The 23,275-nt window shown below is 66.1% G+C and carries 21 protein-coding genes; 7 read left to right on the forward strand and 14 right to left on the reverse strand.

Going from position 1 to position 23,275, the window contains the following annotated elements; genetic code table 11:
* From WBB14_RS02160 to WBB14_RS02220, 13 genes are all read right to left on the reverse strand, one after another.
* Positions 1-207 (reverse strand): glycosyltransferase (locus WBB14_RS02160; RefSeq protein WP_424238370.1); only part of this gene is annotated, 207 nt, incomplete at its 3' end.
* Entirely contained in the window at positions 204-764 is a 561-nt protein-coding gene (locus WBB14_RS02165) for a putative colanic acid biosynthesis acetyltransferase (protein WP_424238371.1), read from the reverse strand. The genes WBB14_RS02160 and WBB14_RS02165, both read right to left, overlap by 4 nt.
* The gene (locus WBB14_RS02170; protein ID WP_424238372.1) at positions 761-1,648 is read right to left on the reverse strand and encodes a glycosyltransferase family 2 protein; all 888 of its coding nucleotides are present in this window, start codon (positions 1,646-1,648) and stop codon (positions 761-763) included. Before WBB14_RS02170 ends, WBB14_RS02165 begins: the two co-directional genes overlap by 4 nt.
* Before the next feature lie 13 nt (positions 1,649-1,661).
* Positions 1,662-2,792 (reverse strand): glycosyltransferase, encoded by a 1,131-nt coding sequence (locus WBB14_RS02175; RefSeq protein WP_424238373.1) that lies wholly within the window; start codon positions 2,790-2,792, stop codon positions 1,662-1,664.
* Positions 2,785-4,080, reverse strand: a complete 1,296-nt coding sequence (locus WBB14_RS02180) for an O-antigen ligase family protein (RefSeq protein ID WP_424238374.1) — start codon at positions 4,078-4,080, stop codon at positions 2,785-2,787. Before WBB14_RS02180 ends, WBB14_RS02175 begins: the two co-directional genes overlap by 8 nt.
* Before the next feature lie 27 nt (positions 4,081-4,107).
* The gene (locus WBB14_RS02185) at positions 4,108-5,010 is read right to left on the reverse strand and encodes a glycosyltransferase family 2 protein (protein WP_424238375.1); all 903 of its coding nucleotides are present in this window, start codon (positions 5,008-5,010) and stop codon (positions 4,108-4,110) included.
* 20 nt (positions 5,011-5,030) lie between these two features.
* A complete protein-coding gene (locus WBB14_RS02190; RefSeq protein ID WP_424238376.1) occupies positions 5,031-6,347 on the reverse strand; it encodes a lipopolysaccharide biosynthesis protein in 1,317 nt (438 codons plus the stop codon).
* A 38-nt stretch (positions 6,348-6,385) separates the two neighbouring features.
* Positions 6,386-7,339: a GDP-L-fucose synthase family protein gene (locus tag WBB14_RS02195; protein ID WP_424238377.1), complete on the reverse strand. Its 954-nt coding sequence runs from the start codon at positions 7,337-7,339 to the stop codon at positions 6,386-6,388.
* A gap of 6 nt (positions 7,340-7,345) precedes the next feature.
* Positions 7,346-8,455, reverse strand: coding sequence for a GDP-mannose 4,6-dehydratase (gmd, locus tag WBB14_RS02200; RefSeq protein ID WP_013395110.1), 1,110 nt, complete (start codon positions 8,453-8,455; stop codon positions 7,346-7,348).
* A 10-nt stretch (positions 8,456-8,465) separates the two neighbouring features.
* A complete protein-coding gene (locus WBB14_RS02205) occupies positions 8,466-8,828 on the reverse strand; it encodes a VanZ family protein (protein WP_424238397.1) in 363 nt (120 codons plus the stop codon).
* Positions 8,829-8,889: 61 nt separating this feature from the next.
* Complete coding sequence (locus WBB14_RS02210) at positions 8,890-10,320, reverse strand: mannose-1-phosphate guanylyltransferase/mannose-6-phosphate isomerase (protein WP_424238378.1); 1,431 nt, start codon at positions 10,318-10,320, stop codon at positions 8,890-8,892.
* A gap of 5 nt (positions 10,321-10,325) precedes the next feature.
* A complete protein-coding gene (locus tag WBB14_RS02215; RefSeq protein WP_424238379.1) occupies positions 10,326-10,844 on the reverse strand; it encodes a GDP-mannose mannosyl hydrolase in 519 nt (172 codons plus the stop codon).
* Positions 10,834-12,243, reverse strand: a complete 1,410-nt coding sequence (locus tag WBB14_RS02220; RefSeq protein WP_424238380.1) for an undecaprenyl-phosphate glucose phosphotransferase — start codon at positions 12,241-12,243, stop codon at positions 10,834-10,836. Before WBB14_RS02220 ends, WBB14_RS02215 begins: the two co-directional genes overlap by 11 nt.
* Positions 12,244-12,485: 242 nt before the next feature.
* Between WBB14_RS02220 and WBB14_RS02225 the strand changes: the two genes are divergently transcribed.
* The 7 genes from WBB14_RS02225 to WBB14_RS02255 all read left to right on the forward strand — a co-directional run bounded on the left by WBB14_RS02225 (position 12,486) and on the right by WBB14_RS02255 (position 22,117).
* Positions 12,486-13,622: a polysaccharide biosynthesis/export family protein gene (locus WBB14_RS02225; protein ID WP_424238381.1), complete on the forward strand. Its 1,137-nt coding sequence runs from the start codon at positions 12,486-12,488 to the stop codon at positions 13,620-13,622.
* A 64-nt stretch (positions 13,623-13,686) separates the two neighbouring features.
* Positions 13,687-15,948 carry a GNVR domain-containing protein gene (locus tag WBB14_RS02230; RefSeq protein ID WP_424238382.1) on the forward strand — a complete coding sequence of 754 codons (2,262 nt, stop codon included), beginning with the start codon at positions 13,687-13,689 and terminating at the stop codon, positions 15,946-15,948.
* 20 nt (positions 15,949-15,968) lie between these two features.
* The gene (locus WBB14_RS02235; RefSeq protein ID WP_424238383.1) at positions 15,969-17,372 is read left to right on the forward strand and encodes a phosphomannomutase/phosphoglucomutase; all 1,404 of its coding nucleotides are present in this window, start codon (positions 15,969-15,971) and stop codon (positions 17,370-17,372) included.
* 13 nt (positions 17,373-17,385) lie between these two features.
* A complete protein-coding gene (pgi, locus tag WBB14_RS02240; protein WP_424238384.1) occupies positions 17,386-19,053 on the forward strand; it encodes a glucose-6-phosphate isomerase in 1,668 nt (555 codons plus the stop codon).
* Between the two features lie 13 nt (positions 19,054-19,066).
* Positions 19,067-20,116 carry a UDP-glucose 4-epimerase GalE gene (gene galE, locus WBB14_RS02245; protein ID WP_424238385.1) on the forward strand — a complete coding sequence of 350 codons (1,050 nt, stop codon included), beginning with the start codon at positions 19,067-19,069 and terminating at the stop codon, positions 20,114-20,116.
* Positions 20,117-20,299: 183 nt separating this feature from the next.
* Positions 20,300-21,247: a serine O-acetyltransferase EpsC gene (gene epsC / locus WBB14_RS02250; protein WP_013395100.1), complete on the forward strand. Its 948-nt coding sequence runs from the start codon at positions 20,300-20,302 to the stop codon at positions 21,245-21,247.
* A 51-nt stretch (positions 21,248-21,298) separates the two neighbouring features.
* A complete protein-coding gene (locus WBB14_RS02255) occupies positions 21,299-22,117 on the forward strand; it encodes an NAD-dependent protein deacetylase (RefSeq protein WP_424238386.1) in 819 nt (272 codons plus the stop codon).
* A gap of 161 nt (positions 22,118-22,278) precedes the next feature.
* Here WBB14_RS02255 and WBB14_RS02260 read toward each other — a convergent pair whose 3' ends face one another.
* Positions 22,279-23,133 (reverse strand): inositol monophosphatase family protein, encoded by an 855-nt coding sequence (locus tag WBB14_RS02260; RefSeq protein WP_424238387.1) that lies wholly within the window; start codon positions 23,131-23,133, stop codon positions 22,279-22,281.
* Between the last annotated feature and the right edge of the window lie 142 nt (positions 23,134-23,275).

The following is a 23,275-nucleotide window of genomic DNA, read 5'->3' on the forward strand; positions in this document are numbered from 1 at the left end:
GCGCACGGTGACGCCGCGCAGGACTTCCTTGCGGTAGCGGCCGGCGCGGTAGCCCTCGTGCACCTGCCATTGCGGGTAATAGGGCGGGGCCGTCACCACGCTGACTTGGTGGCCGCGCGCGGCCAGCCATTCGGCCAGCTCGGCGCTGTACTTGCCTATGCCGGTGAGTTCGGGCGCGTAGTTGATGCCGTAGATGAGAATTTTCATGCCGGGCCAGCCTGGCGCGGGCGGATGGGGCGGCACGGATTGCCGTGGCACACCATGGCGGGCGGCATGTTGCGGAACACCGAGCTGCGCGCGCCGATCACGGCTTCGCGCCCCACGGTCACGCCGGGGCCGATGAACACGTCGGTCGCCACCCAGGCGCCGTCCTCGATGCGCACCGCGCGCTCGCGCAAGGGGAAATCAGGCTGCCCCGCATCGTGGTCCGCTGCGCACAGGTAGCTGCGCTGCGACACCACGGCGTGGGCGCCGATATGGATGGGGCCGAGGCTGTAGATGACCGCGTCGTCGCCGATCCAGGCGTAATCGCCGATTTCGACTTTCCACGGATAGGTCACGGTGGCGCTAGGCCGGATCAACACCTTGCGGCCGACCTGCGCGCCGAAGCAACGCAGCAGCCAGCGGCGGAATCCATAGGCCACCTGCGGCGACCAGCGGAACAGCGTCGCCTGCACCGTCCACCAGAGCTGCACGGTCAGGGCCGAGCGGCCGCGCTGGCCGGGCGCCAGCGCAAAGCGGTCCAGGCGTTGCAGGGCGCTCATTTGGCGGCTCCCGCCACCGTGTCGTCGCGCGCGGCGGCTGCGTTGGCTTGCTGCGTCTTCTTCAGTTCCTCGGTCTTGATCCCGATTTGCCAGTAGTACATGGCGCGCGCCACCGCGTAGTCGTAGCCGGCCTTGCCGTCCAGGAAGCCCAGGCGGATGACGTAGGAATGCAGGAACGAGATCGGCGCCTTGAACGGCATGGCCTGGAAGATGCGCTTGAGCAGGGCCCGCGCGCCGACATTGGCCTCGCGCGGATCGTTCATCAGGCCCTTGGTGCGCAGGTTCGCTTCCCAGTCGGAATAGCGGTTGTGCTTGTCGAAGTAGTGGAACAGCGAATCATGGTCGTTGTGCACCATGCGCTGGCGCAGGGCGAAAGTCTCGCCTTCCACCTGCGGCTGGTAGTGGCCTTCCACTTCCCACATGTGGGCCACGTCCAGATCGTCGTAGTCCAGGAAGCGCGAGCGGTCGCGCGCCAGCAGCGCCAGCTTGTAGACGCGGTGCCCGTGTTCCAGCTTTTTGCCGCAGAACACGTAATCGAACGGCACGAAGGCGCCGCCCGCGCCCGCCGCAAAGCGCGGCAGGACTTCGCGGATCTCGGCGGCCAGGCCAGGCGTCATCTCTTCGTCCGCGTCCACGTACAGCACCACGGGATGCGAGAACGGCAGCTGTTCCAGGCACCACTGCTTCTTCTTGGGATACTTGCCGTTCCACTGGAAGTTCGAGACCTTGGCGCCCAGCGCTGTCGCCATCGCGCAGGTCGCGTCGGTGCTGTTGGAATCCACCACGAATACTTCGTCGAATTCGACCAGCGCCTTCAGGCATTTGTTGATGTTGCGTTCCTCGTTCTTCGTCATGACGACGACCGATACCGGTATCTTCTGCATGATGCTGTCCTGTTCAGGGCGTGCCGCGCTGCATCAGCGGGCGGAAGAGGGCGATGACGTTGCGGCAGTGCCGTTCCAGCGAAAAGGCGTCGGCGCGTTCGGGGCCTTGCACGGCAAACCGTTCGCGCATCTCGGCGTCGTAGGCCAGGCGCCGCACCGCGTCGGCCAGGGCGGCGGCATCGCCCACCGGCACCAGCAGGCCGTAGCGGCCGGAATCCAGGATCTCGGCCGGGCCATGCGGGCAGTCGGTGGAAATCACCGGCACGCCCAGGCACAGGGCTTCCACCAGCACATTGCCGAAACTCTCGCGCAGCGAGGTCAGGGCGAACGCGCCCGCGCCCGCTATCACCGGAAACGGGTTGTCGATATGGCCGGCCAGGGTGACCGGGCTGCGCGAGCTCTTTTCATCGATGCGCTTCTGCAGGGCGGCGTGCTCGGATCCTTCGCCCAGGATGGTGAAGCGGATGCCGGGGTCATCCAGCAGCGCGGCCGCGTCGATCAGCGTCGCATAGTCCTTCACTGCTTCGAGCCGGCCCACGGCCACCACATGGTAGGGCGCGGGTTGCGAGGCTTCGTCCCCGTCGCGGCCGCCCTGCGCCCGGACATTGTCCAGCGGCACGCCGTTGTAGATGGTGTGGACCTTGCCGCGCAGCGGCGGAAACATGCTGACCAGGTCTTCCTTGACGCCGCGCGACACGCCCACCACCGCATCGTGGCGGCGGTAGGTCTGGCTGACCAGCCAGTACTTCAGGCGCCGCATGCGCGAAGCCCCGTAATGGATGGCGGGGCTGCTGTGTTCGAAGGCGACCGTGCTGAACTTGCCGCGCAGCAGCTTCTTGGCCACGACCACCAGCATGTTGCACAAGAGGCCGTGCGAGCAGACGATGGCGGGTTTGTCGCGCCTGATCTGCCTGAGCAGCTTGAAGAAGGCCACGGGCAGCATCAGCCGCAGCGCGGCGGGAGATTCGTTGACAGGAAGGGCCCGGGTTACCTTGGGGTTGGAGACGGGATATTCGCGAATGCGCGAGCGCAGCAGGAACAAGGCGGAATCCACCCCTTGTTCCGGCAAGGCATCCACGATGAAGGCGACGCATCTTCCTACGCCGCCGTGCAGGTCTGGCGCGACAAACAAGACATCAGGCATGTGGGATCACTCTAGTTGGCGTCCGGCGCGCGGTGTCCGGACGGTGGCTGGGGGCGGATGTCGTTCTTTGTTCGGGTACGGGCATGACCTGGGCATTGCGCATGAGCGACAGGCAATAGCACAGCAGGAACCCGGTGAAGGCGGTCTTGGGCGCGTAGGCCAGGCCGCCGGAAAGCGAATCGATGAAGATGTAGATGGGAGCCGTGGCCAGCAGGTAGCGCCGGTGCAGCTCCAGGCCCGGATGCGCGTATCGTCGCAGCAGGGTAAGCAACAGGATGAGCACGGGCGGCAGCATGATCATGATGGTGCCAACCACGCCGAATTTCATCAGGTAGAAGGCCCAGGAGTTGTGGGCGAAGGTGCTGAGTTCGAAGCCGTTTTCGCCCATGACCCAGCTGCGAAAGCCCGCGCCCTTGCCGAACACCGGGCTTTCCGCGAAGAAGTCCATCTGCCCCTGCATTTCCTGGATGCGCGCGCCGTAGCTGGAGTCTTCGTCCAGGCGCTCGACGCTGAAGATGCGGTTGGTCAGCACGTCCAGGTAGCCGATGCTGGCAAAGACCAGCACGCCGGCGACCGCGGCGGGCGCGAAGACCAGGACCGCGCGCCGCCGGATTTCGGGGCCCGCGCCCAGCAGCACGGCGATGATTACCGAGATCGCCAGCTGCAGGTATTGGCTGCGGTTCAGCGAAAACACCAGGGCCAGCAGCATGTAGACCGTCAGCGCGTAAGCCTTGGGTCCGGAGACGTTGAGCGTGCGCCGGAAGTACAGCAGCGACACCACGCCGAACGGAATGGCCCAGACGCCCAGGCGCACGTTGCGCAGCGGATTCGCCACGCTGAAGCCCTGCAGCTGCTCGGCCAGCATCAGCGTGGCGACGGCCAGGCAAGACGCCACGATGTACTTCTGCAGCACCGCATAGGCGGCCGGACTGTCGATGTCCTTGTAGCAAAGAAAGGGCGTGCACAGGAAATAGAACACGATGCGCAGGTCGCGCGCCACGTCGCCGGTCTCGATGCCCGGGTGATGCAGCGATACCAGTAGCAGGTAGATCACCGACAGGCTCTGGATACCTAGCAGCATGCCCAGCAGGCCGCGGGGCAGCGCATAGGCCGCGGGATCCGCAAGCCGCAATGCCTTGACCACCAGCATCGCGACGAACAGGAAATCGAAGGGCGACAGCTTGAAACTGCCGACGCCCAGGACGAAGCGGTCGTCGTTCAGGGCCAGGGCCGTGAAGGCGAACAGGCCCAGCAGATGCAGGGTGGAAAGGCGGCGGTGCGTGGTCATTGCGGTTCTTCTCGGTTTGGACAGGCGCTAGTGCGACGCCCAGTCGTCGCGTCCGAATATCTTGGTGGTCAGCTTTTCGAACAGATAGGACAGGTCTCCCTGGCGCGCATGCGCGGCCACCTTGGAGGCGCGGCAGGACAGCTCGAACAGCTTGCCCAGGCCAGGTTCCGTGCGGCGGATGCGCGTGACGATCTGCTCGCGCTCCTCCAGCAGCACGTCCTGCATCAGCGCCGTCTTGGTTTCGTCATGGGCGGTGTATACGCCCATGGCGTCCGGCACGATCAGGTTCTTGCCTTCACGCAGTAGCCGGCTCCAGAGTTCCAGGTCCATGCAGTAGCGCATGCTTTCCTGCAGGAGTCCGTACTTCTGCAGCAGGTCGCGGCGGAAGATCGCCGACTGGTTCGGGATGGATGCCTTCACCACCGTCAATGTGCCGCGGTTGACCGGGGTGTAATGGATCTTGCGGAAGATCTTGTTGTCGGCGTCAGCCACGAACAGGTTGCCGCTGACGATGGGCGCGCGGCCCTTCGAGGCGGCCGTGCCCAGCTTGCGCAGGGCGCCGGGGAAGTACAGGTCGTCGGAGTTCTGCCAGCCTACGTAATCGCCGGTGGCGCGTTCGAAGCCCTTGTTGATGGCATGCGACTGGCCGCGGTCCGGCGTGCTTTCCCAGTACGTCAGGTAGCGTTCGTACTTGCGGATGATGTCCACGCTGCCGTCGGTGGAGCCGCCGTCGATGATGATGTACTCCAGCCGCGGATAGCCCTGGTTCAGCACGGACAGGATGGTGCGTTCCAGGAAGCGGGCCTGGTTGAACGAGGGGGTCACGATGGTCACTTTCGGCAACAGGCTGCCGGCGATCGGCGCCGGCGGCCGCAACTCGCGGACGAAGTCGATGAGCTGACGTGAATACTCGTTATGACGCTTGCGCATGTAGGACCTCAGCATTTGAATTAACGGGTGGCCGCAGGCAAGGCGCCCGGAAAATCTGGGCGGGATTGACGGATGGCGAGGGCCACGCCGGCCAGCGTGATCGCCGCGTAGGCCATGCGGCCCCAGGCCGCGGCGTGTTCGCCCGCCGCGTGTACCAATCCCGCCATGACGCACAGCATTGCCAGGCCGCCCAGGCCGTTCAGGATGGCGACCGCGCGGGAATTGCCGAGCCCGAGCAGGGAGAAGTGCGCGGCGGCGTTCAGGGACAGCAGCCCCGAGGCCACGATCAGCAATCGGAACGTGCCCAGATGGCCGCTGGCGACGTTGTCCCCCAGCAGCAGGTTCAAGAGCGGATGGCTGACCGCCAGCACTGCCAGCGTGGCGCTGGCCGACAGCGCCAGATTCCACAGCATCATGCGGCGGATCTCGTGTTCGACCGCGCCCGGATAGGGCGGCGAAACCGACAGGCGGGTGACGCGCGGCATGGCCTTCTGGAAGATGGCGACCGACGCGGTATGGATGATCTGGCCGACCTGCACGCCGACCGTGTAGATCGCGAGCGCTGCGGGCCCCATGAGGCTGCCGACCAGCACCCGGTCGACCGAGCCGAAGGCCAGGGCGCTCAGGCTGTTCAGCCAGGACCAGCGGGAAAACTTGAAGGCGTCCATCATGGCGCCGCGGTCGCGCACCGGGCGCACCAGGATGCGGCCATAGCTGCGCGCGAACACGCGCATCTTCACGCTGCCCGCCACCAGCAGCCCGAGCGCTTGCGCCAGTCCGGTCCAGGTGGGCGATGCGGTCAGCCAGGCCGTGGCGCAGGCCAGCGCCATCGTGCCGGTGCGGCTGAAGACTTCGCACAGCGCCGTGGCGCGGAAGTCCTCGCGGCCTTTCAGGCAGCCGGAAAACAGCTGGTCATACTGCTGCGTCAGGTAGATGGCCAACGCCGGCATGGCCAGCATCGTCACCGCCACGCCACCGAAGGTCGCCTCCGGCCAACCCAGGCCCACGACGCCCCACAGCAGCACCGCGGCCAGCGTGACGACCGCCAGCGCGCAGCCGATCAGCGACATGCTCACGCCGGCTGCGCGGTAAGCGCCGCCGGGCTCGTGCATGCGCTCGGACACCAGCTTGGTCGCGGTTACGGCCGCGCCCAGGTTGGCGGCATTGCCGAAGCCGGCCAGGGCGATGATCATCGAGTACTGGCCGAAGCCCACGGTCCCCAGCTGCCGGAACAGGATGGGCAAGGCCACCAGCGCCGCGACCGGGCCGATGCCATACTCCACCAGCCCCCAGAAGGAGGCATTGCCGGCGACATGTTTCCTGAGAAATCCGAGCATGGCTGGGGCCTGTAGACATAAGGGTTCTGGCGAGGCCGTCAGGCCACGGGCAGCGCATGCTGCGTGCGTTCACGCAGGAAATGCCCGTAGGCCAGCGTGATGCCATGCGTCAGCGAGATCTCCGGTTTCCAGCCCAGCGCCTGCACGCGGGCCGAGTCCATCAGCTTGCGCGGGGTGCCGTCGGGCTTGCTGCTGTCGTAGACGATGCTGCCTTCGTAGCCGACGACGCGGGCCACGAGCTTGGCCAGGTCGGCGATCGAGATGTCCTGCCCGGCGCCGATGTTGTACATGCCTTCCGCTTGCGGATGCTCCATCAGCATGACGCAGGCCTGGGCCAGGTCGTCCACGTACAGGAACTCCCGCAGCGGCGCGCCAGTGCCCCAGATCGCCACGCTTTCCTGGCCGGCTTCCCGGCCTTCATGGAATTTGCGGATCAGCGCGGGCAGCACGTGGCTGCTTTGCAGGTCGTAGTTGTCATGCTGGCCATAGAGATTGGTCGGCATGGCGCAGATGAAGCGCGCGCCGAACTCGCGCTGGTAGGCCTCGCACAGCTTCAGTCCCGCGATCTTGGCGATGGCGTAAGGCTCGTTGGTGGCTTCCAGCGGTCCCGTCAGCAAGGCGTCCTCGCGGATCGGTTGGGGAGCTTCGCGCGGATAGATGCATGACGAACCCAGGAACAGCAGCTTGCGCACTCCGGCCGCATAGGCGGCGCGGATCACGTTGCACTGGATCATCAGGTTCTTGTACAGGAACTCCACCGGATGCGTCTGGTTGGCCAGGATGCCGCCGACCTTGGCCGCGGCCAGGTACACCACGTCGACCGGCGTGGTCGAGAAGAAGCGGTTGACCTGGTTCTGGTTCTCCAGGTCCAGCTCCTCCCGGCCGCGGGTCAGCACGTTGCGGTAGCCGCGGCGCTGCAGCTCGCGGGTGATCGCGGCGCCCACCATGCCGCGATGACCCGCGACGAAGACGCGTTGCTCCAGGTTCGTCATGTCGTGCTACTCCTTGTAGGCGTAGATTTCGTAGCCGTTCTGCTCGACCAGGGCATCGCGCCGCGCGTCGCGCAGATCGCTCTCGACCATTTCCTTGACCAGTTGCGCGAAGGAGGTGCGGGGCGACCATCCCAGCTTTTCGCGCGCCTTGGTCGGGTCGCCCAGCAGGGTTTCCACCTCGGTCGGACGGAAGTAGCGCGGATCCACCCGGACGATGACCTGGCCAGGCTTGATGTCGTGCACCGGGGAGAACAGCACGGTGGCGGTCTCTTCCAGGCCTTCGCCTTCCCAGGCCAGCAGGATGCCCAGCTCGCGCGCCGCCGTATTGATGAACTCGCGCACGCTGTATTGCATGCCGGTGGCGATGACGTAGTCCTCCGGCGTGTCCTGCTGCAGCATCAGCCACTGCATTTCGACGTAGTCGCGGGCATGGCCCCAGTCGCGCAGCGCGGACAGGTTGCCCAGGTACAGGCATTCCTGCAGGCCGAGCACGATGCGGGCCAGGCCGCGGGTGATCTTGCGCGTTACGAAGGTTTCGCCGCGCTTGGGCGATTCGTGGTTGAACAGGATGCCGTTGCAGGCATACATTCCATACGCTTCGCGGTAGTTCACGCTGATCCAGTAGGCATACAGCTTGGCCGCCGCATACGGGCTGCGCGGGTAGAACGGCGTGGTTTCCTTTTGCGGCGTCTCCTGCACCAGGCCATACAGCTCGGAAGTGGAGGCCTGATAGAAGCGTGCCTTGTTCTCCAGCTTCAGGATGCGGATGGCTTCCAGCAGGCGCAGGGTGCCCAGGCCGTCGGCGTTGGCCGTGTACTCGGGTTCCTCGAACGAGACGCCGACATGGCTTTGGGCGGCCAGGTTGTAGATCTCGTCGGGCTGCACCGACTGCACGATGCGGATCAGGCTGCAAGAGTCGGTCATATCGCCGTGATGCAGCACGAAATTGCGGGGCTGGTCATGCGGATCCTGGTACAGATGGTCGATCCGCGCGGTATTGAACAGCGAAGCGCGCCGCTTGATGCCGTGGACCTCATAGCCCTTGGCCAGCAAAAACTCCGCCAGATAGGCCCCGTCTTGGCCAGTAACGCCGGTAATCAGTGCCCGTTTTGGCATGGTTGTATCCTTAAGACTTAGTGACTGCACGAAAGGAGCCGAAGGCTGCGGTACCAATGTGCAATGAGATTACTGTTGCACCAGCCGCGGAGATATCGGCCAAAAGGTCTAATAAATCAGCCTGTCGATACGGAAAAAAGGACTGGATTGCTTCATCCAAAGCGCCCAGGGCCGCCACCCCCAGCAGGGCCGTCAGTCCGGGACGCCGCTGCACCGAGAAATAGATCAACGTGGTCAGAAAGGCGTAAGCCGCAAGATGCAGACGCTTGTCCCCAAAGGCGTCGGACATCTCGGCGGCCAGGCCAGGCAGGTTGCCCACCGTCACCAGCACGGCGAAGAACAGGCCTGCCAGGGGCAGGCAGATCCGCGCCATGCCCGGCCTGAAGAAGGACTCCTTCTCGGAGGCCGGCAAGCGCGTGCGGCGTGGGGGCTCCTCACACTCGGCCATACATGTCCTGGAATCTGACGATGTCGTCCTCGCCCAGGTAGGCCCCCGATTGCACCTCGATGATTTCCAGCGGGATCTTTCCCGGATTCTCCAGGCTGTGGATTTCGCCCAGGGGGATGTAGGTCGACTGGTTTTCGGTCAGCAGGTACTGCTTGTCGCCGTTGTAGATGCGCGCCGTGCCCGAGACCACGATCCAGTGCTCCGCGCGGTGATGGTGCATCTGCGAGGACAGGCGCGCGCCGGGCTTCACCGTGATGCGCTTGACCTGGTAGCGCGGGCCCTGGCCCACCGAGTCATAGGATCCCCAGGGCCGCTGCACCTCGCGGTGATGGTTGAGTTCCGAGCGGTGCTGCGTCTTGAAGATCTCGACCAGCCGCTTGACGTCCTGCGAGCGCGATTTGTGCGCCACCAGCACGGCGTCGGCGGTTTCGATCACGACGATGTCGTCCAGGCCGACCGAGGCGACCAGCCGGCTGGTGGAGTGGATCAGGCAGTTGCGCGAATCCTCCACCATGACGTCGCCGGTGGTGGAGTTGCCTTCCACCGTCTTCTGGGCGATGCCCCAGACCGCGTCCCAGGCGCCGACGTCGCTCCACGAGGCGGCCAGCGGGATGACCACGGCGCTGTCGGTGCGTTCCATGATGGCGTAGTCCATGGAGTCGCTGGGGCAGGCCTCGAAGGAGGGACCGTCCAGGTGGAACAGCGCGTTCTCGCCATGGCCGATGGCCACCGCCGCCTGCACCTGTTCCAGCATCTTGGGCGCCAGGCGCGCCATTTCCGACAGGAACACCGAGGCCTGGAAGGCGAACATGCCGCTGTTCCAGTAGTAGCCGCCATCCTCGATGAAACGCTGCGCGACCTCGGGCGAGGGCTTCTCGACGAAGCGGCGCACCCGGCGCGCGGGCGCCATGACCCCGGGTTCGTCCGCGTGGATGTAGCCGTAGCCGCTGAGCGGCGCGGTGGGGGTGATGCCGAAGGTCACCAACGCGCCCTGGAGCGCGGCCTGGTAGGCCTCGGCGAAGGCGGCGCGCAGCACTTCGCCGTCTTCCAGCACGTGGTCCGACGGCATGATGAGCATGACGGGATCCTCGCCGTCGCGCATGGCGCGCAGGGTGGCGGCGGCGATGGCCGGCGCCGTGTTGCGGGCGAACGGCTCCAGGATCACCTCCACGTCCTTGATGCCCAGCTCCAGCGCCTGCTCCGCCGCAATGTAACGATGGGCGTCGTTGCACACCAGCATGGGCCGCGCCTCGGCGCCGGCCGAGCCCAGCCGCAGCAAGGTGTTCTGCAGCAGGCTGCGGGCATCGGTCAAACGGATGAACTGCTTCGGCAGCAGTTCACGCGACAACGGCCACAGGCGCGAGCCTGAACCGCCGCAGAGTATGACTGCCCGGTACGGGGGAGGGGGATTGGTCATGGCGCTCACTCCTTGAAGTAGGCCTGGGTGTAGGGGTGCACGCCGGGATCGGCGGCAATGGCCCGGGCGGGCAACCAGCGGTAGCTGCGGTGCTGCGCCTGCGGCAGGCTGGAAATGTCCAAAGAAAGCTCGGCCTCATAGGCGAGGACGACGTAATGGGTGGAGCGTCCGGCTTCACCCGCAAAATTGGTGCCATAGAAGTGCTCGTACACGCCGCGCGGGGTCCAGGCCAGCTGGTTGACCGGGATGCCCAGTTCGTCGCTGGCGATGCGGCGCAGCGCGTCGTGCAGGGTCTCGTTCTTGCGGATGCGGCCGCCCGGCACGAACCAGGCGCCCTGGGCCGGAGGATTGGCGCGCAGGCCGGTCAGGTAGCGGCCGGAGGCGTCGCGCAGCAGCAGATCGATGGAAACCAGCGGCAACATTTCGACCGCCTGGCGGAACTCCGCCTGCGCCAGCACGCCGCCGGGGGCCGCGGCCCGTTGCCGCCCCGATTGTTCGGGCCATCCCAAAGGTCTAGTAGACATTGCGGCCCGTCCATCCGGACACCGCCGTGCGGGCGATGATCTGCAGGTCCATCCTGAACGTCCAGTGCTGGATGTAATAGATGTCGTACTCGACGCGATCGCTCATCTTGCGCAGCGTGTCCGTCTGCCCGCGCAGGCCGTTGACCTGCGCCCAACCCGTGATGCCGGGCTTGACGCGGTGGCGCATCATGTAGCGCTGCACCAGGTCCTTGTACATTTCGTTGTGCTCCAGCGCGTGGGGGCGCGGACCCACCACCGACATGTCGCCCATCAGCACATTCAGGAACTGGGGCAGCTCGTCCAGGCTGGTGCGCCTGAGGAAGCCGCCGATGCGGGTGATGCGCGCGTCGTTGCGGGTCGCCTGGGTGACCACGCCGTGCTCCTGATGCACGGTCATGGTGCGGAACTTGTAGACATGGAAGACCTTGCCGTCCACGCCCAGCCGGGGCTGGGTGAAGAACACAGGGCCGCGCGAGGTCACCTTGACCAGGAAGGCCACCGTCAGCATCAGGGGCGACAGTCCGATCAGCGCGCAGAAGGCGAAGCTGCGGTCGAAGATCTCCTTGGCCCAGCCTCGCACGCCTGCGGCGGGCAGGCTGTTGAGCTGTATGGCGGGCAGGCCCAGGAATTCCCCGATGCGGTGTCCCAGCAGCTGGATGGACATGACATCGGGAATCCAGCGGATATCCACCAGGTCGTTGCGCAGGTGATAGAGGACTTCGCGCAGTTCCTGGCCCGCCTCCATCGGCAGCACGATCCAGATCTCGCGCACGGTGTGCTCATGCACGAAGGCATGCAGCGCGTCCAGGTCATGCAGGCGGCGGACTTGCGGCGGCAGGTTTTCGTGGGGCTCGGCGTAGATGCCCGCTACTTCGTAGCCCGCGCCGCGGTATTGCTCGACGCGGCGCCACAGGTCATGGCCCAGCGCGCCGAAGCCCACCAGCAGCACGCGCTTGCGGTCCAGCCCGCGGTCGCGCGCGGCGCCCAGCACCGCGTAGACCGCAATGCGTAAGCCGGCCAGCGTCAGCGCCGACATGCCAAACCACGTAGCCGCCCATACGCGGGATATCGCCGCGGTCTGGTGCATGAGAAAACTGATGCAGATGCCCAGCGCAAATACCAGCGCCCACGCCGCCAGGCTGCGCACCACCAGGTCCGTGAGCAGGCGGCCGCGCCAGGATACGTACAGGCGGAAGGCCGGAAAAATGGCCACGACGCCGAGGCCGCACAGATACACAAGGAACAGATGGATCTGCGGAGGATCCGCCAAGGCATCGTCCGAGAATTTCAAGCCGGTGGCAGTCAGGCCGCAGGTGATGACGATCGCGGCATCGAGCAAGCGGTAGAGATAGCTTGCCCCGCTGAATCTAGACGACGTGTCCGTTTGGGACGGGTCCATCGCGCACTCCTGTTCGTGGGGAGCCGCCGTGCGGAAAGCAAATACCGTGCACTGCCGCAAAGCTTGTGGCTACCGACAAAATCTTATTGAGTGCGCAACGCACCCGAAACCTCCAAACGATGTAGGAGAAGGCTTAGGACATCCGTCGAATGTGCGGGCCTAGGAAAAGAGAGTGGAATGTCGCAACCCGTTACGCATCGGGCTCACTCCAAGCAACGAAGTCATTCACAAGTGGATTTGCCATGACGACATTTTTCGGAACGTTGAGCCGAGCCATAGCCGCTATCGCGCTCGTGTCCTCGCTGGGCGCTTGCGCCTTGTCCCCCGGTATGACCTTTGACGCCAATCAACTTGCGGATCCGCTGGATCCGAACTCCAAGGCGGTCATCAAGGAAATCACGCCGTCGCTGGTGCTTGATGACCAGCGCGCACGCCAGGCATTGCTCGACAACGAAGGCGTCGACAAGCTCTACGGCAAATCGGGGCCATACCTGATAGGGCCAGGAGACATTCTTTCGGTCGTGGTGTGGGATCACCCGGAGCTCGTGCTTCCGACGCAAACCTACGCCATCGGGACTGGGGTGACCGAACTAGCCGTTGGGGATACCGCCTCGGGCATTCCGGGCTATACGGTTTCATCCACTGGACATATCCAATTTCCCTATGCGGGATTGCTGAAAGTGGCCGGCTTGACGGAACTTCAGGCGCGCAATCTCATAGTGAATAGTTCGAGCAAGTACATCCAGGATCCGCAGATCACCGTACGCGTTCTGGGATATCGCAGCAAGCGTGTTTACGTGGATGGCGAAGTCAGGACGCCAGGCGCGATCGCGATCAACGATATCCCGATGACCCTGTTGGAAGCGGTCAACAGGGCCGGAGGCATTCTGCCGACGGGAGACCGCAGCGCGGTCTACGTGATCCGGGAGGGCCGCCGCACCCGCGTCAACGTGCCGGCGCTGATAGAGCGTGGCCAGGATCTGAATCAAGTGCTGCTGAGGTCGGGCGACATCGTGAGGGTCACGCCGCGCGACGACAGCAAGATTTTCGTGATGGGCGAAGTCACCGTGCCGACCACGGCGGTGATGCGTGATGGACGCATGTCGTTGACCGAGGCGCTGGGCCTGGCCGGAGGACCGAGCCAACTGACCTCGAATCCGTCGCAGATATTCGTTGTGCGCAGTACGGAGCAAGCGACGCCGCTGGTGTTCCACCTGAACGCCGGCTCGCCGCAGAACCTTGCGGTGGCGGAGAAGTTCGAGTTGCAACCCAAAGATGTCGTGTTCGTGGATTCGGCCGGCCTGGTGCGGTGGAACCGCTTCATCAGCAACCTGTTCCCGAGCGCCCAAACGGTACAGACCGTGAATTCCATCAAGTAGTCCGCTTCAACCTACGCCTTTGGGGGCGCCGCAACCAGAGCGGCGTCTTCTCTTGGAGAGCTGCATGTCGTTGCCCATCGAATCGTTCGAGCCGTCCGTGCCGGCTCGCCAGCAGGAAACTCCGTTGTCGTCCCACGTGGACGCCATCTTCTCCAACCGGTGGATGATCATCGCGATCACTCTGCTTGCATTATTGGGGGCGCTCACCTACGTGATGATCACGCCCAAGGTGTATTCGGCCGACATCATCGTGCAGGTGGAGGAGGAAATGCCCCAGGGGCAGAGCCGCAGCCTGCTGGGGGATGTTTCTTCCATGTTCGATACCAAGGCGGAGACCTCGGGCGAAATGGAAGTGCTGCGCTCACGCATGGTGGTCGGGCCCGCGGTCGACAAGTTCCTGCTGTACATCCAGGCCAAGCCGCGCTATTTCCCAGTGGTTGGCGAATGGCTGGCGCAGCGCTATGAAAGCCTGCCGTACCCGTCGAGCTTTCCGCGCGGCGGCTATGCCTGGGGCGGCGAAGCCATCGCGATTTCGCAGTTGGACGTACCCAACGAATGGCTGGGCAAACCCTTTCGCGTGACCACGCTGGGAGAAGGACGCTACACGCTGAGCGACAAGTTCACGGGCGCCACGTTCAACGGCACGGTGGGCAAGCCCGAGCACTTCCGGCTGCCGGGCGGCGGCGCCATGGACGTGCATATCGATGCGCTGACGGGACGCCCCGGCACCGAGTTCACGGTCTCGCGCAGCTCGCGCCTGGCGGCCATCGAGGACGTGCAGGCGCGCCTGGGCATCTTCGAACGCGGCCGCACCTCGGGCGTGATCGGCGTCACGCTGGAAGGCAACGATCCCGCGCTGACCACCGCCGTGCTCAACCAGATCGGCCAGGAGTACGTGCAGCAGAACGTGAATCGCAAGTCGGCGCAGGCCGAGAAGTCGCTGGTGTTCCTTGAACAGCAGCTGCCGGTGCTCAAGGGCGAGCTGGACGCGGCCGAGACCAAGTACAACTCCTTGCGCAACAAGCGCGGCACCATCGACCTGAGCGAAGAGGCCAAGCTGATCCTCGCGCAGTCGGTGGACGCGCAGACCAAGGTGATGGAACTGCGCTCCAAGCGGCAGGAAATGATCACCCGCTTCGCGCCGACCCATCCCAGCATCGTGGCCATCGACCGCCAGATCGCCGGACTGACTGGCGACGTGAACCGCATCGGCAACAACATCAAGCAGTTGCCCGACCTGGAGCAGGACGTGGTGCGACTGGTGCGCGACGTGCGCGTCAACACCGAGCTCTACACGGCGCTGCTCAATAACGCCCAGCAACTGCGCCTGATCCGAGCCGGCAAGGTCGGCAACGTGCGCATCCTGGACTCGGCGGTGCAGCCGGACAAGCCGGTGCGTCCCAAGGCCGCCATCATCATTGGCGTCGCAACCGCCTTTGGCCTGATCTTCGGCTTGCTGTGCGCCTTCGTGCGCAACGCCCTGTTCGGCGGCCTGTCCGAGCCCGACGACGTCGAGCGCCATACCGGCCTGCCGGTGCTGGCCGCCATTCCGTACAGCGACATGCAGGACAAGCTGTGGCGGCGCAGCCGGCGCAAGAATGCCAGCGTGCCCGCGCTGCTGGCCCAGAGCCAGGGCAATGCGCCGCCCATCGAAAGCCTGAGATCGTTCCGCAACGTGCTGCAGGCGTCGCTGCGCCAGTCGGCCAACAACATGGTCATGTTCACCGGGCCGGTGGCAGGCGTGGGGAAGTCCTTCCTGTCGGCCAACTTCGCCTTCATCCAGGGCGGCGTGGGCAAGCGCGTGCTGCTGATCGACGCTGACTTCCGCAAGGGCCAGCTCAACCGCTACTTTGGCGTACCCAAGGAGGACGGCCTGTTCGAAGTCCTGTCGGGAACCATACCGCTGACGCAGGTCCGCAAGCACAGCGTGTCCGAAGGCGTGGACTTCATCGCCACGGGCGCGGTCACTTTCGATCCTTCCGAGCTGCTGGCTTCGCCGGTGTTCGGCGAAACCCTGCGCGAACTGGCATCGCAGTACGACATGGTGATCCTGGACACGGCGCCCGTGCTGTCGTCGCCGGATGCGGCCGTGGTCGGCACGCATGCGGCCGCGGTGATGGTGGTGGTGCGCTCGGGCATGAACACGGTGGGTGAAATCCGCGAGACGGCCAAGCGCCTGATCCAGGCGGGCGCGCCGGTGGACGGCGTGCTCTTCAATGGTCTCAAGCTTATGCCGGAACGCTTCGGCTTCCGGTCCAAGTACGGTAGTTATCGTTACTCCCGTGCGGCGTATTACGGCGATTTCAAACAGAACGGCCCTAAATAACGCCACCCGGAGAAACTGGCATGCACGGAACTTTTGGCTGGGATACCCCGCAAATTCTGGATGCGGTTTTCAAGGCTTATGACATACGCGGCACGGTGCCGGAAGAGATCGATGCGCGGTTCGCGCACAGCCTGGGCATGGCGACGGGGACCCAGGCCCGCGAACTGGGCGCGCGGTCCATCGTGGTGGGCAGGGATGGCAGGCTGAGCAGCGTCGAGCTGGCGGCCGCCTTGCAGGCGGGCTTGCGTTCGGCGGGCATGCACGTCATCGACATCGGCATGGCGACCACGCCGATGGTGTACTTCGCGACCCGTCTGATGGACACGGGCGCGGGAATCGCCGTCACGGGCAGCCATAATCCGCCCGCGCACAACGGCTTCAAGATCGTGCTGGACGGCGCGTCGCTATACGGCGAGGGCATCACCGCGCTGCGCGACGCGATGCGCCTGCCGATCGAATCGGCCAGCGCGTCGGGCGGGCGCACCCAGATGCAGATCATGCCGTGCTACACGGCGCGCCTGATGGGCGACATCCGCATGGCGCGCCCGATGAAGATCGCCATCGATTGTGGCAATGGCGTGGCCGGCGCGGCGGCGCCGGCGCTGTTCCGCGCCCTGGGCTGCGAAGTGGTCGAACTGTTCTGCGAAGTCGACGGCTCGTTTCCGGGCCACCATCCGGACCCCGCCGATCCGCAGAACCTGCAGGACCTGATCTATTGCCTGCGCTATTCCGACTGCGAGGTCGGCCTGGCGTTCGACGGCGACGGCGACCGCCTCGGCGTGGTGACCAAGACGGGGCAGATCATCTGGCCGGATCGCCTGCTGATCCTGCTGGCACGCGATGTGTTGTCGCGCAATCCGGGCGCCGAAATCCTGTACGACGTCAAATGCAGCCGCCATGTGGCGCGCGCGATCACCGAGGCCGGCGGCAAGGCCACCATGTGCAAGACCGGGCATTCGCTGATCAAGGCCAAGATGCGCGAGACCGGCGCGCAGCTGGCGGGCGAGATGAGCGGCCACATCTTTTTCAAGGAGCGCTGGTACGGCTTCGACGACGGCATCTATGCGGCCGCCCGGCTGCTGGAGATCCTGTCCGGGGCGCCCGATCCCTCGGCCCTGCTTGAAAGCCTGCCGCAGTCCTGCGCCACTCCTGAAATCAAGCTGGAAACCGCCGAAGGCGAGCAGTTCGACCTGGTGGAGGCCTTGCGCGCGCAGGGGCAGTTCCCTGGCGCGCAGTCCATCAACGATCTGGACGGCATCCGGGTGGATTACGCCGACGGCTTCGGCCTGGCGCGTCCGTCCAACACCACGCCGACGGTGGTATTGCGTTTCGAAGGGGACACCGTGGCCGCACTGGCCCGTATCGAGGAGGATTTCCGCAACGCGTTCCGGCGCATTGCCCCTCATGTTCGTTTACCGTTTTAAGGAGCATCACGCGATGGGAAAGGCCAAGTATGCGGTTGAGGCGCTAAGGGCGAATTCCGGCCTGGCGAATAGCCCTGAGTGGCAGGCGTTCGCACAAGCCGCGCACGGCGCGGAACTGGATGGCGCGGCGCTGAAGGTCATCGAAGCGGCCGGTTTATGCGTGGACCTGAGCATGCAGCGGCAGTCGCCGGCGCTGGAAGCCGCGGCCATGGCGCTGCTGCAGGCGCGCGGCGTGGCGGACGCGCGCCAGGCGCTGTTCGCGGGCGAGCCGGTCAACTGGACCGAAGGCAAGCCGGCATGGCATACGGCGCTGCGCGCCGGGCGCACGCGGGAACAACCCGACGGGCAGGACGCGGACTCTGTTTGCGAGCATTCGCGCATGACGGACTTCGTGCGCCGCGTCGATCAGACGGCCGACTTCAACACGGTGCTGCACATCGGCATCGGCGGCAGCGATTGGGGGCCGCGCCTGGCGGTCCAGGCATTCGGCGGCGCGTCGCAGCGCCGGCAGATCCGCTTCGTGTCCAACATCGACGGACACGCGTTCCATGACGCGGTGGCCGGGCTGGATCCGCGCCGTTGCCTGGTGGTGGTGTCGTCCAAGTCCTTCACCACCGCCGAAACGCTGCACAATGCGCGCGCCGCCATCGCCTGGCTCAAGCAGGGCGGCGTGGCCGACGCGTCGGAGCACCTGGCGGCGGTCACCGCCAACGTGTCGGCGGCGCGGGCGCTGGGCGTGCCGTCCAGCCAGATCTTCAAGATGTGCGACTGGGTCGGCGGACGCTATTCGGTCTGGTCGGTGGCCGGCCTGTCGATCGCGCTGACGGTGGGTGCGGACGTGCTGATCGGCATGCGGGCGGGCGCCGAAGCCATGGACCAGCATTTCCAGCAGGCGCCGTTCGCGTCGAACGCGCCGATTCAGCTGGCGCTGGCGGGTCTGGTCAACTGCAGCGTGCTGGGCCACAACTCGCTCAACATCGCGGCCTACAGCGCACGGCTGCTGCATCTGGTCACCTATCTGCAGCAGCTGGAAATGGAGTCTCTGGGCAAGCGGGTCGCGGGCGACGGCGCGGCGGTCGGCGTGCCGACCGCGCCCATCATCTGGGGCATGCCCGGCACCGATGGCCAGCACACTTTTTTCCAGTGGCTGCATCAGAGCGAGGACGGCGCGCCGGTGGACTTCATCGCCAGCCTGCAAGGCCATGCCGACAGTCCGGACGCGCACCGCATGCTGCTGGCCAACTGCCTGGCGCAGCGCCAGGCGCTGCTGCGCGGCAAGTGCCTGGAACAGGCCCTGCTGGACGTGGCGCACATCGATGACCAGGAGCGCGCGCTGAGCCTGGCGCAGCACATGGTCCATCCGGGCGGGCGGCCTTCCACCCTGATCGTGCTGCGCCAGCTGGATCCGCGCGGCTTGGGCGCGCTGCTGGCCCTGTACGAGCACAAGGTGTTCGTGCAGAGCGTGGTCTGGGGCATCAATCCCTTCGACCAATGGGGCGTGGAGCTGGGCAAGCGCCTGGCGACCGGCATCGAGCGCGAGCTGGCGGTGCCGGTGTCGGCCGGCGTGGTGGACTGGGGCCACGACGCGTCCACTTCGTACTGGATCGACCGCTACCGCAGCCATGCGCAGGCGCCGCGGCCGCGCCATGCCTGGGTGCCGGGCGTGGCGGCGCATCTGTGAAGGAGGCCTGGCCATGCCGGACCTGCATGTATTGGTGACCGGCGGCGCCGGCTACATCGGCACGCACACGCTGGTGGCGATGTTGGCGGCGGGCCAGCGGCCGTTGGTGCTGGACGACTTCAGCAACGGCAGCCGCGAGGCCGTGCGCCGCGTCGAGCGCCTCTGCGGCGTGGAAATCCCGCTGGTGGAAGGGGATATCCGCAGCCCCGGCCTGGTCGAGTCGGTGCTGGCCGAATCGGCCGCGCGCGGCGCGCCGGTGCGGGCGGTGCTGCATCTGGCCGGCAGCAAGGCGGTGGGCGAGTCGGTCGCCGATCCGCTCAAGTACTACGACAACAATGTGGGCGGTTCGGTGGCGCTGCTGCGCGCCATGCGCGAAGCCGGGGTGGCGCGCATGGTGTTCAGTTCATCGGCCACGGTCTATGGCGAGCCGCAGTACCTGCCGTTCACCGAGGCGCACCCGCTGGCGCCGACCAATCCCTATGGCCGCACCAAGATGATGGTGGAAGAGGTGTTGCGCGACGTCTGCAGGGCGGACCCGGCCTTCAGCGCCGTCACGCTGCGCTACTTCAATCCCATCGGCGCGCACCATAGCGGGCAGATCGGCGAAAGCCCGCGCGACATTCCGAACAATCTGTTTCCCTTCATCACCCAGGTGGCGGTGGGGCGCCAGCCTTACCTGCGGGTGTTCGGCGACGACTACGACACGGCCGACGGCACCGGCGTGCGCGACTATCTGCACGTCATGGACCTGGCGCAAGGGCATGTGCAGGCGCTCGCGTACTCGGAGAGCCATCCCGGGTTCGTGGCGGTCAACCTGGGCACGGGGCAGGGCACCAGCGTGCTGGAGCTGGTGCATGCGTTCGAGCGGGTCAACGGCTGTCGGATTCCCTTGCGCGCGCAAGCCAGGCGTCCCGGCGATATCGAGCGCATGTGGGCCGATCCGGCCCTGGCGGCCAGCTTGCTCGGCTGGCGCAGCACGCATGGCGTGGATGCGATGTGCGCGGACGGCTGGCGCTGGCAGCAGGGCAATCCTCAGGGCTACGAGCAGGACGCGGGGACATAACCCCTGCGCCGTGTCGGATGGATTCCGCGAAATCGGCGCGAGCGGTTACAGTTGACGGAAATATTGCGAAGCAGCATAGCCCGGCGGCCAGGCCGCCGCGGCCATGCACCGTCAACGAGGCGCACCCATGTTTGATTTCATTCCCTCCATCGGCATCGCCGGCTTGCGGCTGGAGCCGCAGCCATGAGCGGGCCGACCTACAACGCGCCGGCCCACTGGAACCTGGACAGCATCGTGTCCGGCCTGCACGAAGCGCGCGTGGCCTGGCGCGGTCCCCGCGGCCGCCTGCGCGAAGACGCCGGCCTGCGCGAGTTCCCGTCGCAGGAAAGCCTGCGCCAGATCGTCAAGAACCTCTGTGGCGCCTTGTTCCCGATGCGCTTGGGGCCGATCGATCTGCGTGAGGAAGTCGAGGACTTCTACGTCGGGCATACCATCGGCGCCGCGCTGGACGCGCTGCTGCACCAGGTCTGTCTTGAGCTGCAATACGTGGGCCGCCCGGAACAGGCGGAACCCGCGGATACGCGCCAGCGCGCCATCGAGATCGTGCGGCAGTTCGGCGCCGAACTGCCGCGTGTGCGCGCCGCGCTGGACCTGGACGTGACCGCCGCCTATCAAGGCGACCCGGCCGCGCACAACGTGGACGAAGTGCTGCTGTGCTATCCGGGCGTGGCGGCGATGATCCATCACCGCCTGGCCAACGTGCTGTACCGCCTGGGCGCGCCGATGCTGGCGCGCATCGTGGCGGAAATCGCGCATGCGGACACGGGCATCGATATCCACCCGGGCGCGACCATCGGCCGCAGCTTCTTCATCGACCACGGCACCGGCGTCGTGATCGGCGAGACCGCCATCATCGGCGACCGCGTGCGCCTCTACCAAATGGTCACCTTGGGCGCGAAGCGCTTTCCGCCGGGCGAAAACGGCGAACTCAAGAAGGGTCTGGCGCGCCACCCCTTGATCGAGGACGACGTGGTGATCTACGCTGGCGCGACGATTCTCGGCCGCGTCACCATCGGCAAGGGTTCGACCATCGGCGGCAACGTCTGGCTGACCCGTAGCGTGCCGCCGGGCAGCAACGTGACCCAGGCCAGCCTGGTCAGCGACATGCCCGACTGCGGCCTGGGCGGCTGAGCGGCGTTCGCGGCGGCCGCCATTGGTAGCGGCCGGCATTGAGGAGCCTGGATGGACACACGAGTCTCGGATCTGGCCGCGCTGCGCGGCTTCGTCGACCGCCACCCGCGGCTGTTCGTGCTGACGGGGGCGGGCGTCAGCACCGACTCCGGCATTCCCGACTACCGCGACACCGAAGGCGAATGGAAGCGCAAGCCGCCCATGACGCTGCAGACCTTCATGGGCGGCGAACTGGCGCGGGCGCGCTACTGGGCGCGCAGCATGGTGGGCTGGCGCCGTTTTGGCCGCGTGCAGCCCAATACCTCGCACCGGGCGCTGGCGCGGCTGGAATCGCGCGGCCGCGTCTCGGTGCTGGTGACGCAGAACGTCGATGGCCTGCACGAGGCCGCCGGCAGCCGCGAGGTCGTGGACTTGCACGGCCGGCTCGACGAGGTGCGCTGCATGGCCTGCGATTGGCGCGGCGGCCGCCAGGACTGGCAGGAGAGGCTGCAGGACGGCAATCCACAGTGGATGCTGCTGGATGCCACGGACGCGCCCGACGGCGACGCCGATCTGGAAGGTGAAGACTTCGCGCGCTTCAAGGTGCCGCCCTGTCCACGCTGCAGCGGCGTCGTCAAACCCGACGTGGTGTTCTTTGGCGAAACCGTGCCGCGCGAGCGGGTGGACCGCGCCAACGCCGGCCTCATGAACGCCGACGCGGTGCTGGTGGTGGGATCTTCATTGATGGTGTATTCGGGCTACCGGTTCGTGTCCGCCGCTTCGCGCAACGGCATGCCGATAGCGGCCATCAACCTGGGACGCACCCGCGCCGACAGCATGCTGACCCTCAAGGTGGAACTGCCTTGCGCCGTGGCGCTGGATGCGCTGTAAAGCGGCCTGCGGTCGGCCGGTTTTTGACCGGTCTAAGCAAGTGCTTGCCCTGAAAAGGTTTTTTTCCGCTGTTACAGACCTTTCCATAGGGTTGTCCACAGGAACTGTGGATAATTCCTAGGGATAACCCCGAGTTTTTGACCTTTCTCGGGGGCGATCTGTCAAGTCTCTCCGGCTTCCGCCACGTCCCCCATTAGCGCTTTGCGAGCCGCGTGCCAGCTGCCGGCGTCCGGCGCGTACAGCAGGCCGCCGCTGCGGTGCGTGGGTTTGTAGGGGGAACCATCGAAGTGCGCGGCGTAGCCGCCGGCCTCGCGGTGCAGCAGCCAGCCGGCCGCGTGATCCCAGGCGGTCAGCTGGTTGTACAGCGCGACATGGCAGTGGCCCGCGGCCAGCATGCGGTATTCGTGCGCGGCGCAGCGCAGCGAGGCGGTGCTGCCCAGCCGCGACAGATTGCTGTTGACGGTTGTGCGCAGCGGCTCGGGCAGGGCGCCGGTCGAGATCAGGCCGTCCATGTCGTCGGGAGGCGCGGGGCTGGCCACCGCGAGCGGGACCTGCCTGCCATTTTCGTATTCCATCCAGGCGCCTTCGCCGCGCACGGCCAGCGCGCTGTCGCGGCTGACCGGGTCGTAGATGACGCCCGCGATCACGTCGCCGCGATGGCAGGCGGCGATCATCATGCCGAAGAGCGGCAGGCCCGCCACGTAGTTGCGGGTGCCGTCGATGGGGTCGATCAGGAACGCCAGGTCGGCGTCGACCAGCATGTTGAGCAGCGCGGGGTTGCGCGCCGAGGCTTCCTCGCCGATCAGCACGGCGCCCGGATGCAGCTTGGCCAGGCGCGCCGCGATCAGGCGCTCGGCGGCTTCGTCCGCATCGGTCACCAGATCCCGCGCGGAGCTTTTGCCGCGCACCGCGCCTTCCGGCAGATTGCGAAAGCGCGGCATGACTTCCGCCAGGGCCGTCTCGGCCAGGACGGCCGCAAGCCGGCGGGTGTCCTCGCGGGTAAAGGTTCTGCTCATACGGACTCGTTCGTTTGGGGAACGCGCAAATCTACCACGCCGGACGCGGGCCGGGATGCAACATGTCGGACTGCCGGAAACCCGCGCAGGAAATGCGCGCGGCCCTCGCCGGAGATGCCGGCGAGGGCCGCGCCTCCGGGGC

Source organism: Achromobacter sp., assembly GCF_049647645.1.
In the GTDB taxonomy this organism is placed as follows: Bacteria; Pseudomonadota; Gammaproteobacteria; order Burkholderiales; family Burkholderiaceae_B; genus Achromobacter.

Bases quoted from the DNA above. Each gene is read 5' to 3' on its own strand.
- WBB14_RS02165 (WP_424238371.1), bottom strand. From the start codon at position 764: ATGAGCGCCCTGCAACGCCTGGACCGCTTTGCGCTGGCGCCCGGCCAG.
- WBB14_RS02170 (WP_424238372.1), bottom strand. From the start codon at position 1,648: ATGCAGAAGATACCGGTATCGGTCGTCGTCATGACGAAGAACGAGGAA.
- WBB14_RS02175 (WP_424238373.1), bottom strand. From the start codon at position 2,792: ATGCCTGATGTCTTGTTTGTCGCGCCAGACCTGCACGGCGGCGTAGGA.
- WBB14_RS02180 (WP_424238374.1), bottom strand. From the start codon at position 4,080: ATGACCACGCACCGCCGCCTTTCCACCCTGCATCTGCTGGGCCTGTTC.
- WBB14_RS02185 (WP_424238375.1), bottom strand. From the start codon at position 5,010: ATGCGCAAGCGTCATAACGAGTATTCACGTCAGCTCATCGACTTCGTC.
- WBB14_RS02190 (WP_424238376.1), bottom strand. From the start codon at position 6,347: ATGCTCGGATTTCTCAGGAAACATGTCGCCGGCAATGCCTCCTTCTGG.
- WBB14_RS02195 (WP_424238377.1), bottom strand. From the start codon at position 7,339: ATGACGAACCTGGAGCAACGCGTCTTCGTCGCGGGTCATCGCGGCATG.
- gmd (WP_013395110.1), bottom strand. From the start codon at position 8,455: ATGCCAAAACGGGCACTGATTACCGGCGTTACTGGCCAAGACGGGGCC.
- WBB14_RS02205 (WP_424238397.1), bottom strand. From the start codon at position 8,828: ATGGCGCGGATCTGCCTGCCCCTGGCAGGCCTGTTCTTCGCCGTGCTG.
- WBB14_RS02210 (WP_424238378.1), bottom strand. From the start codon at position 10,320: ATGACCAATCCCCCTCCCCCGTACCGGGCAGTCATACTCTGCGGCGGT.
- WBB14_RS02215 (WP_424238379.1), bottom strand. From the start codon at position 10,844: ATGTCTACTAGACCTTTGGGATGGCCCGAACAATCGGGGCGGCAACGG.
- WBB14_RS02220 (WP_424238380.1), bottom strand. From the start codon at position 12,243: ATGGACCCGTCCCAAACGGACACGTCGTCTAGATTCAGCGGGGCAAGC.
- WBB14_RS02225 (WP_424238381.1), top strand. From the start codon at position 12,486: ATGACGACATTTTTCGGAACGTTGAGCCGAGCCATAGCCGCTATCGCG.
- WBB14_RS02230 (WP_424238382.1), top strand. From the start codon at position 13,687: ATGTCGTTGCCCATCGAATCGTTCGAGCCGTCCGTGCCGGCTCGCCAG.
- WBB14_RS02235 (WP_424238383.1), top strand. From the start codon at position 15,969: ATGCACGGAACTTTTGGCTGGGATACCCCGCAAATTCTGGATGCGGTT.
- pgi (WP_424238384.1), top strand. From the start codon at position 17,386: ATGGGAAAGGCCAAGTATGCGGTTGAGGCGCTAAGGGCGAATTCCGGC.
- galE (WP_424238385.1), top strand. From the start codon at position 19,067: ATGCCGGACCTGCATGTATTGGTGACCGGCGGCGCCGGCTACATCGGC.
- epsC (WP_013395100.1), top strand. From the start codon at position 20,300: ATGAGCGGGCCGACCTACAACGCGCCGGCCCACTGGAACCTGGACAGC.
- WBB14_RS02255 (WP_424238386.1), top strand. From the start codon at position 21,299: ATGGACACACGAGTCTCGGATCTGGCCGCGCTGCGCGGCTTCGTCGAC.
- WBB14_RS02260 (WP_424238387.1), bottom strand. From the start codon at position 23,133: ATGAGCAGAACCTTTACCCGCGAGGACACCCGCCGGCTTGCGGCCGTC.